Source organism: Curvibacter sp. GW821-FHT09D12 (assembly GCF_059416245.1).
This window is the reverse complement of record NZ_JBWKOU010000015.1, coordinates 33,960-46,256: the sequence shown is the minus strand read 5'-3', so window position 1 is coordinate 46,256 and position 12,297 is coordinate 33,960. Positions and strand designations below refer to the sequence as shown.

Below are 12,297 nucleotides of genomic sequence, written 5' to 3'. Positions count from 1 at the left end.
AGATTTGCACTCATCACAGTCATCTCAAGCAAGGCACATGCCTGGGTTGTCTCCTGACACAGCTTCCCATGATCAACAGGAGGCGAGACCTCTTGCTGATCAGGGTCAAGCACAGCACTCAAGTCGGGCCTATGCTGCGTTCTTTTCGGTGCCCCGCCACCCAAGGAATACCCATGGACACTGCTGTCACCGCCACCGCCGCGGCGCTCGCCCCTCAAAGCATCACCACCGAGGTGCTGCAGGAGAAATACTGTCAGGCAGAACTGGGTGAAACCTCGGCCGGCCAGGTGTTCGAGCGCGTGGCGCGGGCGGTGGCCTCGGTCGAGCGCACCCCCGAATTGCGCGCCGAGATGGGCGAGAAGTTCCGCCTCAACATGTTGGCCGGGGCCATTGGCGCCGGGCGCATCATGGCGTCGGCCGGCGCGGGCCACAACGCCACCTTCATCAACTGCTTTGTGCAACCCGTGGGCGATGCGGCGGTCGGCTACGACGAAGATGGCGTGCCTGGCATCTACACGGCGCTGTCGCAGGCCAGCGAAACCCTGCGCCGCGGTGGCGGTGTGGGTTACAACTTTTCGGCGATTCGCCCGAAAGGCGCCTTGGTGAAAGGCACAAACTCCGACGCATCCGGCCCCTGCACCTTCATGGATGTGTTCGACGCCTCGTGCCGCACGGTGATGGCGGCCGGCTCGCGGCGGGGCGCGCAGATGGGCATCCTGAACATCGACCACCCCGACGTGCAGGAGTTCATCGAAGCCAAGCGCACCAAGGGGCGCTGGAACAACTTCAATGTGTCGGTGGGGGTGACCAAGGCCTTCATGCAGGCACTGGCCGCGCAAGGCCAGGTGCAGTTGGTGCACAAGGCGCGCCCGACACGGGCCCTGATCGAGCGAGGCGCCTTTCAACGCGACGATGGCCTGTGGGTGTACCAGGAGGTGAGTGCCAGCGCCTTGTGGGACCGCGTGATGCGCTCGGCCTACGACTACGCCGAGCCGGGCATCATTTTTCTCGATCGGGTCAACGAAGACAACAACCTGCGCTACTGCGAAGAGATCGTCGCCACCAATCCCTGCGGCGAACAGCCGCTGTGTGCCTATGGCTGTTGCGATCTGGGCCCAATCATCCTGCCGAGCTTCGTGCAGCAGCCCTTCACGCCGGCGGCGCGCTTCGATGAAGCCGGCTTCGTCGCCTCGGTGCGACTGCAGGTGCGCTTTCTCGACAACGTGCTGGATGCCACGCCCTGGCCGCTGAAAGAGCAACAGGAACAGGCCATGGCCAAACGGCGCATCGGCGTGGGCTTCACCGGCATGGGCAATGCCCTGGCCATGCTGAACCTGCGCTACGACAGCGAGGCCGGCCGACGTCAGGCCGCCCACATCGCCGAGTTGATGCGTGACGCGGCCTACGCCGCCTCGATCGACCTGGCGATCGAACGCGGGCCGTTCCCGGCCCTGCAGGCCGAGGCCTATCTGGCGCCCGGTACCTTTGCATCGCGCCTGCCCGAGGCCCTGAAGGCACGCATCCGTGAGCACGGCATCCGCAACAGCCACCTGCTGTCGATCGCCCCCACCGGCACCGTGAGCCTGGCCTTTGCCGACAACGCCAGCAACGGCATCGAGCCGCCTTTCTCGCTCGCCTACACGCGCAACAAGCGCACCCCAGAAGGCGGCACCCAGGCCTTTGCCGTGGTGGACCACGGCCTGCGGGTTTTTCTGGGCACGCTGGAGCCGGCCTTTGGCAACGCCGTGCTGGACGCCGTGTGCCGCTATCAGGATGAGTTCAGCCACGAAGGCCAGCGCCTGCGCGTGAGCCAGGTGCTGCCCAACTCGATGGTGACCGCGCTGGCCATGTCCTGCGATGAGCACCTGGCGATGATGGGCGCGGTGCAGCCCTTCATCGACACGGCCATCAGCAAGACCGTCAACGTACCGGCCGACTACCCGTTCGAGGACTTCAAACAGCTGTACCTGCGCGCCCATGCCTATGGCCTGAAGGGTTGTGCCACCTACCGCCCCAACGACACCCTGGGCGCGGTGCTGGAAGTACCTGCCACCGCAGCAGCCGGCGCCAATCCCTCCGGCGCCAGCCCCAGCCCCGCGCCGGCCCCGCTGGACATGGACCCGCTGCGCATCAGCATCGAAAAGCGCCCCGAAGGTGAGACCCCGGCGGTGACCGAGAAACTGGTCTACCACACCTCCGAAGGCCAGAAGTCGCTGTACCTGGTGGTGTCTTTCGTGAGCGTGGAAGGCTTTCTGGATGGCCAAAGGGTAACGGTGGAGCGCCCGCTGGAGGTGTTCATCCCGGCGGGCCAGAACGACGAGGCCCAGCAATGGGTGACCGCTGTGGCCCGGGTACTGTCGCTGACGGCCCGCGATGGGCGACTGCCCAAGGCGCTGGCCGATCTGCGCAAGGTGACCTGGGACAAAGGCCCCGTGCGCTCGGGCTACTACCGCAAGGCCGACGGCACCCGGGTGCCACGCTTTCACAGCTCGGAAGTGGCGGCCATCGCCTACGCGGTGCAACAGATCCTGTACCGACGTGGCTTTCTCGACGACGAAGGCCGGGTGATCCCGGCGCTGCGCCAACAGGCGTCGCGGGCTGCGGCCCCGGGCCAGGCCCCAGCGCCGGCGCCAGGCGAACCCGCCATGCTGCCGCACATGGAGGTCACGCCGGGCAAGCCCTGCCCCGAATGTGGCGCCCATGCGCTGGTCAAGAAGGACGGCTGCGAGTTCTGCACCCATTGCGGCTACCTCGGCTCTTGCGGTTGACGACGATGAGCCCGCTCAAGGCCGTTCTGCGTCCTGCAGGCCAGCCTGGTAGCGGCAACGAAGTTCGGTGATGCGCACACCCTGTGGCGCACTCTCCAGCGACTGCGCCTTGGGCTCCAGCCCGCCCCAGCGGTTGCGCACCTGGTCGATTTGGTAAGTGCGATCCCAATGGGGCCCCAGGCCGCGCGCCATGCAGCGTTGCACATCGGCATAACGCTGGGCCAGATCACCGTCGCCGTCTTCGGCATGGGCCTGGCCCAAGGGCAGCAACAAAGGAGACAGCAGGAGGATGGGGAGAAGAAGGCGCAGCAGCATCGGTCAAGAACAAAGAGGAACAAACGACAGAAGCCCCGCCGTGAAACGACGGGGCCGAACCGGATCGACAGGAACCCATCCGGGCAGGCTCACTGTGAGCGATGCCGTCTGAGTTGGTTCCGTGCTGAACACTTGCCCAGTGAAGAACTTGGATGCGTCAGGCGCTCTCAGAGCCTGACGCGCCCGCACTCACTTGATTGAGGCACCGCTGTTCACACTGGCCTTGGCGGCCTTGGGGTGCACGGTCTTGTGCCCTGCCTTGGCATGCAGGGGGGTGGGCGACTTGGCCTTGGCGGTCGGTGCTGGCGCCGCCTGGGTGGGGCTCACCTTGTCCGATGCGGAGGGTGTGGCGGCAGGGCCCACGGTGCTGGCCACCGCAGGCTTGACCTCAACGGGTTTCACCCCTGCCGCAGAAGCCGCGACCGCCGGTGTGACCGGGGTGGCGGCAGTGGCGGCAGTGGCGGCCGCCGGGGCCTGGGCCCAGGCGCCCATGGAGACGCAAGCAGACAGCACGGCGGCGGGAAGGATGGCGAACAGCTTGTTCATGGCAAAGCCCTTTTCTCTCGTTGAGCCCCAGGCAAAAGGCCTGGTTGCTACCTTCAACGCCCCGGTTTCAACCGTCGATGACCTCTCGTGCGCCAAGTTGTAACTGTCAGTTTCCCGCTCGGGCGCTTCAAATCGGCAGGGGCTGGCGAAACCCCACGTTGAGCAGGTTCCAGGCGGCGATGGTGGCGATGGCAAAGCCCAACTCAGCCATCTCGGCAGGTGAGAACTGCTGAGCCAGGCGGTCAAATTCGGCATCGCTGGCATCGCCATTCGGGGTGGCGTTGATGATCTCCGCCCAGCGCAGCGCGGCGCGTTCACGCTCGCTGAAAAAAGGCGCCTCGTGCCAGCCGGCCACCGCATTGAGTTCGCGCGGCGTCACGCCCTGGCGCAGCAGATCCTGTCCATGCATGTCGATGCAGTAGGCGCAGCCATTGAGCTGCGACACACGCAGCCACACCAGGTCGATCAGCCGCTCGCCCAGGCGGCCTTTCTTCAGTGTTTGAGACAGGTCGAGCAGGCTTTGAAAGGCCTTGGGGGCCAGTTGGATGTAGGGGACACGGGCAGCAGGGGTCTGCATGGCATGGGCTTTCTGTTCAGTTCGGAGGCCACCCGATGCGGCCTCTCCCCTGTTAGACGCCCGGGGCTGGCCACTTGTGACAACACGCCTCAAGCCTGCAAGGCAATGCCCGCCAACTTGTCAGGGTTGCGCACCACATACACCGCCACGATGCGCTCGCCATCCAACACAAAGGCCTGGGCTGATTCAAGCTGCCCACCCACATAGCGCAACAGCCCCGGCTCGCCATTGACAAGCACCTGTCGATAACGGATCTGGTCCCCCAGCCGGCGCGCCACGGCCCAGTACAGATTCGTGACACGGAAAGCACCGCGCAGCACGTGCGCAACCGATGCCACGCGACCGCCGCCGTCGCCCATCAGTTCCACATCGTCGGCCAGCAAAGCCTGCAGGCTGGCGCGATCGCCCTTCTGGGCCGCTTGCATGAAGCGGGCAAGCAAAGCGCGGTGACGCGCCCGGGGCACCGTGAACCGCGGCGGCGGCCCACCGTGGGGCTGCTTCACGCGCAGGCCCGCTCGGTGCACCAATTGACGGCAGGCCGCCTCACTCTTGCCCAGGGTGGCAGCGATGTCAGCGTAATCGTGATCAAACACCTGGCGCAGCAAAAAGGCCGCCCGCTCCTCGGGCGACAGTTGCTCCAGCACCCGCAGCAAGGCCATCGACAGATCGTCGGCCAACTCGGCCACGGCCTCGGGTCCCTGATCGTCCACGGCCACCAGGGGCTCGGGCAGCCAGAAGCCCACATAGGCCTCGCGCTCGGCCTTGGCCGCACGCAGGCGGTCGATGGACAGACGCGTCACCACCGTCACCAGCCAGGCCTCGCCCGATTGAAGCGCGGCCCGATCCGTGCGATGCCAGCGCAACCAGGCTTCCTGCAGCACATCGTCGGCGTCGGCACGCGTGCCCAGCATGCGATAGGCCATGCCAAAGAGCCGCGGCCGCAAGGCCACAAAGGTGTCGGTATCGGCGTCAGACACTGGAAAAAGGGAGGGGCAAGTGCGAAGACAGGTCATGGTAGTCCCTAGACGGCCCAAACCCTGGCCTTGTGACAGATGGCCACCACCACGTTCGATCTTTGCCGCAAGGCGATGCAGCAAACAGCCCAGAAACGAAAAAGCCCTTGAAGATCAAGGGCTTGAACGTGTTTGGTGCGGCTGGCGGGGATCGAACCCACGACCCTTGGCTTCGGAGGCCAATACTCTATCCACTGAGCTACAGCCGCGTGCCTGATGACAGGCAAACGATCCGCGGATTATGGCACGGGCCGGAGGGCTTGCGATGCAACGGCGCCAGCGCCATCAAGTGGCATTGCTGGGTTTCATGGCGCGGGATGGCTGAAGCCCAGGCCGGCCAGGTAGGTGTCCATGGCCTGCTGACCGATGGTCACCACGTCAAATTCTTCGGGTGACAACAGCCAGTTCTGGATCAAGCCATCAAGCAGCGCATGCAGGCCGATGACCGCGGCCTGCACCGGCAGGTGCAATGTCACCCCCCGCAATTGCGCTGCGGCCTGCAGGCTGCGGGTCATTTCAGCCAGGCAGTCGTTGCGGGCCTCCAGGTGCCGGCCCTTGATGGCCAGGGCCTCGCCCACGTACTCGACCTTGTAACTGGCCACCTCGAAAACCCGCTGGGTTGTGGGGTCTTGCGTCATCTTGCGCAACACGTCCAGGGTGGCGCGGCGCAGGTCGTCCAGCGGGTCTCGCCCGGGCTCACGCCCCATCTGCTGCAAAGCCTCCTCCATGGGCAGAGTGACGCGGTCCATCATGGCGTTGAACAGATCGGCCTTGTCCTTGAAGTGCCAATAGATGGCGCCGCGCGTGGTGCCTGCCGCCACGGCAATGTCATTCAGCGACGAGCGCGAAACCCCTTTTTCAGAGAACACGCGCTCGGCCGCGTCCAGCAGGCTGTGCCGGGTGGCAAGGGCATCTTCTTTGGTTCGGCGGGCCATGGCGTCTCCTGTTGTGGGTATGAATTGCAGCCCACATCATACATTCACGAATGTATGTATACTGCCCTTTCGTTTTTTACATGAACAAGACACAGTACGGGTTGACCCTAGCAAGTCTTACCCGATACCAACACACTCACACCGGAAAACGGACATGACCGAATCCCAACCTGCGGCAGTCGCCGCACCGCAGCGCCGGCCCTTGCTGAGCCGCCTGCCTCTCTTCATGACTGTGGGCACGCTAAGTGCCGTTCTTGCCGCTTGCGGTCCTTCGGGTGCGCAGGGAGGGGCCGGTGGCCCGGGTGGCGGCATGCCGCCCACCGAAGTGGGCGTGGTCACGGTCACCCCGGGCGTGGTGGGTTTGCAAACCGAGTTGCCGGGTCGCCTGGAGGCCTCGCGCGTGGCGCAGGTGCGGGCACGTGCGGCCGGCATCGTGCAAGAGCGCCTGTTCCGCGAAGGCAGCGACGTGAAGGCAGGCCAGCCCCTGTTCCAGATCGATGCAGCGCCCTACAAGGCCACCCATGACAGCGCCCTGGCCGCCGTGGCCAAGGCCGAAGCCACGCTGATGCAGGCCAGCGCCCAACTGACCCGTTACAAGCCGCTGGTGGAGGCCAATGCCATCAGCAAACAGGACTACGTGAACGCCGAAGCGGCACAGAAACAAGCCGAAGCCGACTTGGCCTCGGCCAAGGCGGCCCTGCAGACCGCCAAGATCAACCTGGGCTACACCACGGTGACGTCGCCGATCTCGGGCCGCATCGGCCGCGAGCTGGTGACCGTGGGGGCGCTGGTGGGCCAAAGCGAGGCGACACAGATGGCGCTGGTGCAACAGATCGACCCGCTGTATGTCAACTTCACGCAGTCGGCCGCCGAGGTGATGAAGCTGCGCGATGCGCTGGCCAATGGCCAACTGAAGCGGGCACCTGGTGCCGAAGCAGCCAGCGTGCGCCTGGTGAAGGATGACGGCAGCGAGTTCCCCAAGGCCGGCAAGTTGCTGTTCTCGGACCTGACGGTGGACAGCACCAGCGGCCAGATCACGCTGCGTGCCGAGGTCCCCAACCCGGGCGGCCAATTGCTGCCGGGCCTGTATGTGCGGGTGCGCCTGGAGCAGGCCCAGGCCAGCGATGCCATCACCCTGCCCCAGCAGGCGGTCACCCGCAGCGAAAAAGGTGACGTGGTGATGGTGGTCAGCCCCGAAGGCAAGGTCAGCCCGCGCCCGGTCAAGGTGGCGGCGGGCAAGGGCAATCAATGGGTGATCCTGGACGGCCTCAAGGCCGGCGAACAGGTGATGGTGGACGGCTTCCAGAAGCTGCGTGGCGATGCGCCCGTGAAGGCCGTGCCTTGGCAGGCACCGGGCAGCGCGGCCCCCGCCGCGGCCCCGGCCGCCAAGTCCTGAGGAGCCTGATTCATGGCGAAATTCTTCATTGACAGGCCCATCTTTGCCTGGGTGATCGCTCTGTTCATCCTGGTGCTGGGCGGGGTGTCCATCACCCAGCTACCCATTTCTCAATACCCACCGGTGGCACCGCCCTCGGTGGTGATCAGCGCCAGCTACCCAGGGGCCTCGGCCCAGACGCTGGAAGACAGCGTGATCAGTGTGATTGAGCGTGAAATGAACGGCTCTCCGGGGCTGCTCTACATGGAGTCGGTCAGCCAGGCGGACGGCACCGGCACGATCACGCTGAGCTTTGACCCTTCGACCAGCCCCGACCTGGCCCAGGTGGACGTGCAGAACCGGCTTTCGCGCGCCACGCCACGCCTGCCGGCAGCAGTGACGCAACAGGGGGTGCGCGTGGACAAGTCACGCAGCAACTTCCTGCTGTTCATCATGCTGTCGTCGGACAACGGCGCACTGGACCCGATCGCGCTGGGCGACTATGCCTCGCGCAACGTGATCCCCGAAATCCAGCGCCTGCCCGGCATCGGCCAGGCCCAGTTGTTCGGCACCGAGCGCGCCATGCGGGTGTGGATCGACCCGGCCAAGCTCACCGGCTATGGCCTGGCGCCCGCCGACGTGAACACCGCGATCACGGCCCAGAACGCCCAGGTGTCTTCTGGCGCCATCGGCGATCTGCCCAACATCACCGGCCAGGGCATTGCCGCCACGGTGGTGGTGAAGGGCCAACTGGCCTCGGTGGAGCAGTTCGGCCGCATCGTGTTGCGCGCCAATGGCGACGGCTCGACCGTGCGCCTCAAGGATGTGGCCCGCATCGAGCTGGGGGCCCAGACCTACGCCACCTCGGCCCGCCTGAACGGCAAGCCGGCCACCGGCATCGGTGTCCAGCTGACCCCCTCGGGCAACGCCCTGGCTTCTGCCAAGGCGGTGAAGGCCAAGATGGAAGACCTGCAGCGCTACTTCCCGGCCGGCGTGTCCTACGCCATTCCGTATGACAGTTCGGGCTTCGTCAAGATCTCGCTGTCTCAGGTGGCCGAGACCCTGGTCGAAGCCGTGGTGCTGGTGTTCCTGGTGATGTTCCTGTTCCTGCAGAACTGGCGCTACACCCTGATCCCGACCATCGTGGTGCCCGTGGCCCTGCTGGGCACCTTTGCCACACTGCTGGCCCTGGGTTTCTCGATCAACGTGCTGACCATGTTCGGGATGGTGCTGGTGATCGGCATCGTGGTGGACGACGCCATCGTGGTGGTGGAGAACGTCGAACGCATCATGAGCGAGGAAGGCCTGCCCCCGCTGCAGGCCACGCGCAAGGCCATGGGCCAGATCTCGGGCGCCATCATCGGCGTGACCGTGGTGCTGATCTCGGTGTTCGTGCCGCTGGCTTTCTTCAGCGGTTCGGTGGGCAACATCTACCGCCAGTTCTCGGCCGTGATGGTGTCGTCGATCGCCTTCTCGGCCTTCCTGGCGCTGTCGCTCACGCCGGCGCTGTGCGCCACGCTGCTCAAGCCGGTCGAGGCCGGGCATCACCACGAGAAGAAGGGCTTCTTCGGCTGGTTCAACCGAGGCTTCAGCCGGGCCGCCAAGGGCTATGAAGGCTGGGTGGCCAAGCTGCTCAAGCGGGCCGGCCGCTTCATGCTGATTTATGTCGCCATCGGTGCGGCTGCCGTGGTGGTTTACATGCGCCTGCCCACCTCGTTCCTGCCCAACGAGGACCAGGGCACGATGCTGGTGAACGTGCAACTGCCCCCGGGCGCCACAGTCGAACGCACCCGCAGCGTGATGGAACAGGTGGAAGGCTTCATCCTGAAGCAGCCTGAGGTGAAGAGCATGGTCGGCGTGCTGGGCTTCAGCTTCTCGGGCCAGGGCCAGAACGCCGCGCTGGCTTTTGTGACCCTGAAGCCCTGGGACGAGCGCCATGGCGAAGAGCACTCGGCCCAGGCTTTGGCCGGCCGTGCCTTCGGCGCGCTGATGGGCATCCGCGATGCCTTCATCTTTCCGCTCAGCCCGCCACCGATCCCTGAGTTGGGCAACGCCAGCGGCTTCACGTTCCGCCTGCAGGACCGCGCCGGCAAGGGCCATAAGGCCCTGATCGATGCGCGCAACCAGTTGCTGGGCATGGCCAGCAAGAGCCCGGTGCTGACCCAGGTGCGCCCCGACGGCCTGGAAGACGCGCCTCAGCTCCAGATCGACATCGACCGCGACAAGGCCCAGGCCCTGGGCGTGCCGTTCAACGCGATCAACTCGGCCCTGTCCACCGCGCTGGGTTCCACCTACGTGAACGACTTCCCGAACCAGGGCCGTCTGCAACGCGTGGTGGTGCAAGCCGATGCGCCAGCGCGCATGCAGCCAGACAACATCCTGCAACTGCGCGTGCTCAACAGTGCCGGTCAATTGGTGCCCTTGTCCACCTTTGCCAGCACCCGCTGGGAGAACGGTGCCATGCAGACCGTGCGCTACAACGGCTACCCGGCCGTGCGCATCAGCGGCGGTGCAGCGCCCGGACGCAGCACCGGCGAGGCCATGGCCGAGATGGAGAAGCTGGCCGCACAACTCCCGGCAGGCTTTGGCTACGAATGGACAGGCCAGTCGCGTGAGGAGAAGCTGGCCGGCTCGCAGGCCGTGATCCTGTACGGCTTTGCCGTGCTGGCCGTGTTCCTGTGCCTGGCCGCCTTGTACGAAAGCTGGTCGATCCCACTGTCGGTGATTCTGGTGGTGCCGCTGGGCGTGCTGGGCGTGCTGCTGGCCACCTGGCTGCGGGCGTATTCGAACGACGTGTACTTCCAGGTGGGTCTGATCACGATCATCGGCCTGTCGGCCAAGAACGCGATTCTGATCATCGAGTTTGCCAAGGACCTGCAAGCGCAGGGCCGCGGTGTGATCGAGTCGGCCCTGGCGGCGGCGCACCTGCGCTTCCGCCCCATCGTGATGACCTCGCTGGCCTTCATGTTGGGCGTGGTGCCGCTGGCCATCGCCACGGGCGCCGGCTCGGCCAGCCAGCGTGCCATTGGCACCGGCGTGGTGGGCGGCATGATCACCGGCACCGCCTTGGCGGTGTTCTTTGTGCCCATCTTCTTTGTGGTGGTGCGCAAGCTGTTCAAGGGCAGCGAGCGCCAGCGCCAGATCTATGCAGAACATGCTCGACAGGCCGGTGTGGCCGAAGCCGCAGGAGGCCAAGACCATGCGTAAAACCCCAAGCTGGCGACTCCGCCTGCCCCTGGCGCCCGTGGCGCTGGCCCTGAGCGCCCTGCTGGGCGGCTGCAGCATGATCCCGGCCTACCAGCGCCCGGCCGCCCCGGTGGCCGAACAGTTTCCGGCGCTGAAGGCCGATGTAGCCCAGGCCGCCGGCAACAAGGCCGCGGCCGACCTGGCCTGGCAGGATTACTTCAGCGACCCGGCGCTGCGCCGTCTGATCGCCCTGGCGCTGGACAACAACCGCGACCTGCGCGTGTCAGTGCTCAACATCGAACAGGCCCGCGCCGCGCTGCAGATCGCACGGGCCAACCAGTTGCCTGCGGTCAACGGCGTGATCTCGGGCTCGCGCACCCCCAACACCAGCGGCGGTACCACCAGTGTCTACACCGGTGGCCTGCTGGTATCGTCCTGGGAGATCGATTTCTTCGGCCGCCTGCAGGCGCTGAAGGAGCAGGCTCAAGCCCAGTACCTGGCCACGGGCGAGGCCCGCAAGGCAGCCCAGATCAGCCTGGTGGCCACGGTGGCCAACGCCTGGCTGGCCCTGGTGGCCGACGAGGAGTTGCTCGACCTGTCGGGCCGCACCCTGGCCACGCGGGAAGACTCACTCAAGCTGACCCGGCTGCGCTTTGACCAGGGCTCGGCCTCCGAGCTGGACTTGCGTCAGGCCGAATCGCTGGTGGAGAGCGCCCGCGCCACGCTGGCCCAACAAGTGCGCCAGCGCGCCCAGGACGAAAACGCCCTGGTGCTGGTCTTGGGCCAGGGCCTGCCCGACGATGCACGCCAGGCCCTGCGCCAGGCCCACCTGAGTCAGGCAACGCTGCCCGAGGTGCCCGTGGGCCTGCCCTCTGAGTTGCTGATCAAGCGCCCGGACATCCGCCAGGCCGAACAGTCGCTGATCGCGGCCAACGCCAACATCGGTGCGGCACGCGCGGCGTTTTTCCCGACCATCAGCCTGACCACCGGCATCGGCAGCGCCAGCAGCGCCTTGTCGGGCCTGTTCAAGAGCGGCTCCTGGGGCTATACCCTTTCGCCCCAGTTGTCGGTGCCCCTCTTCAATGCCGGCCGCACCCAGGCGGGCGTGGAAACGGCGCAGGCCGCCCGCGACATTGCCGTGGCACAGTATGAGAAAGCCATCCAGACAGCCTTCCGCGAGGTGGCCGACGCCCTCGCCGGGCGTGACACCCTGGGCGACCAACTGCGGGCCCAGCAGGCCTTGGTGAAAGCCACCACGCGGCAGACCGAGTTGTCGGACCTGCGCTACCGCAATGGCGTGGCCAGCTACCTCGATCTGCTGGACGCGCAGCGTTCGCTGTTCACCGCCCAGCAGGCCCTGGTGCAGACACGCCTGAGCCAGTTGCAAACCCAGGTCACCCTGTACAAGGTGCTCGGGGGGGGCTGGACCGATGGGGTGGCCGCGGCCCCCCAACAGCCCACGCATTGAGCCCCCTGCAGCGGCGGTCACCACCGCCCTGCCCCCTGAGAGCGGGCTCAAAGTCTTCCACGGATCGTGCGAGACATTCAACACGCGCTTAAGGCCCCGGCTCGGGGCCTTTCT

General features: G+C 66.0%; 9 protein-coding genes and 1 tRNA gene. 4 read left to right on the top strand and 6 right to left on the bottom strand.

Features of this window, described 5'->3' with window-relative positions; all coding sequences use genetic code 11:
- Window positions 1–173: 173 nt before the first annotated feature.
- Window positions 174–2,768 carry an adenosylcobalamin-dependent ribonucleoside-diphosphate reductase gene (locus AC07PT_RS21375; RefSeq protein ID WP_494658005.1) on the top strand — a complete coding sequence of 865 codons (2,595 nt, stop codon included), beginning with the start codon at window positions 174–176 and terminating at the stop codon, window positions 2,766–2,768.
- Window positions 2,769–2,783: 15 nt separating this feature from the next.
- On the opposite strand, the gene AC07PT_RS21370 is transcribed toward AC07PT_RS21375, so the two are convergent.
- The 6 genes from AC07PT_RS21370 to AC07PT_RS21345 all read right to left on the bottom strand — a co-directional run bounded on the left by AC07PT_RS21370 (window position 2,784) and on the right by AC07PT_RS21345 (window position 6,154).
- Window positions 2,784–3,083: a hypothetical protein gene (locus AC07PT_RS21370; protein WP_492349620.1), complete on the bottom strand. Its 300-nt coding sequence runs from the start codon at window positions 3,081–3,083 to the stop codon at window positions 2,784–2,786.
- Between the two features lie 189 nt (window positions 3,084–3,272).
- Window positions 3,273–3,629, bottom strand: a complete 357-nt coding sequence (locus AC07PT_RS21365; protein ID WP_494658004.1) for a hypothetical protein — start codon at window positions 3,627–3,629, stop codon at window positions 3,273–3,275.
- A 127-nt stretch (window positions 3,630–3,756) separates the two neighbouring features.
- The gene (locus tag AC07PT_RS21360; protein WP_492349618.1) at window positions 3,757–4,206 is read right to left on the bottom strand and encodes a carboxymuconolactone decarboxylase family protein; all 450 of its coding nucleotides are present in this window, start codon (window positions 4,204–4,206) and stop codon (window positions 3,757–3,759) included.
- An 89-nt stretch (window positions 4,207–4,295) separates the two neighbouring features.
- Window positions 4,296–5,219, bottom strand: coding sequence for an RNA polymerase sigma-70 factor (locus AC07PT_RS21355; protein WP_492349617.1), 924 nt, complete (start codon window positions 5,217–5,219; stop codon window positions 4,296–4,298).
- Between the two features lie 133 nt (window positions 5,220–5,352).
- A tRNA-Arg gene (locus AC07PT_RS21350) sits at window positions 5,353–5,428 on the bottom strand.
- 96 nt (window positions 5,429–5,524) lie between these two features.
- Window positions 5,525–6,154 carry a TetR family transcriptional regulator gene (locus AC07PT_RS21345; protein WP_492349616.1) on the bottom strand — a complete coding sequence of 210 codons (630 nt, stop codon included), beginning with the start codon at window positions 6,152–6,154 and terminating at the stop codon, window positions 5,525–5,527.
- A gap of 154 nt (window positions 6,155–6,308) precedes the next feature.
- Here AC07PT_RS21345 and AC07PT_RS21340 point away from each other — a divergent pair, with 154 nt between their 5' ends.
- Genes AC07PT_RS21340 through AC07PT_RS21330 form a run of 3 tightly spaced genes read left to right on the top strand, consistent with a single transcriptional unit; the run spans window position 6,309 to window position 12,183 of the window.
- The gene (locus AC07PT_RS21340; RefSeq protein WP_492349615.1) at window positions 6,309–7,550 is read left to right on the top strand and encodes an efflux RND transporter periplasmic adaptor subunit; all 1,242 of its coding nucleotides are present in this window, start codon (window positions 6,309–6,311) and stop codon (window positions 7,548–7,550) included.
- A 12-nt stretch (window positions 7,551–7,562) separates the two neighbouring features.
- Window positions 7,563–10,736: an efflux RND transporter permease subunit gene (locus AC07PT_RS21335; RefSeq protein WP_492349614.1), complete on the top strand. Its 3,174-nt coding sequence runs from the start codon at window positions 7,563–7,565 to the stop codon at window positions 10,734–10,736.
- Entirely contained in the window at window positions 10,729–12,183 is a 1,455-nt protein-coding gene (locus tag AC07PT_RS21330; RefSeq protein WP_494658003.1) for an efflux transporter outer membrane subunit, read from the top strand. The genes AC07PT_RS21335 and AC07PT_RS21330 overlap by 8 nt, the downstream gene beginning before the upstream one ends.
- Window positions 12,184–12,297: the final 114 nt, after the last annotated feature.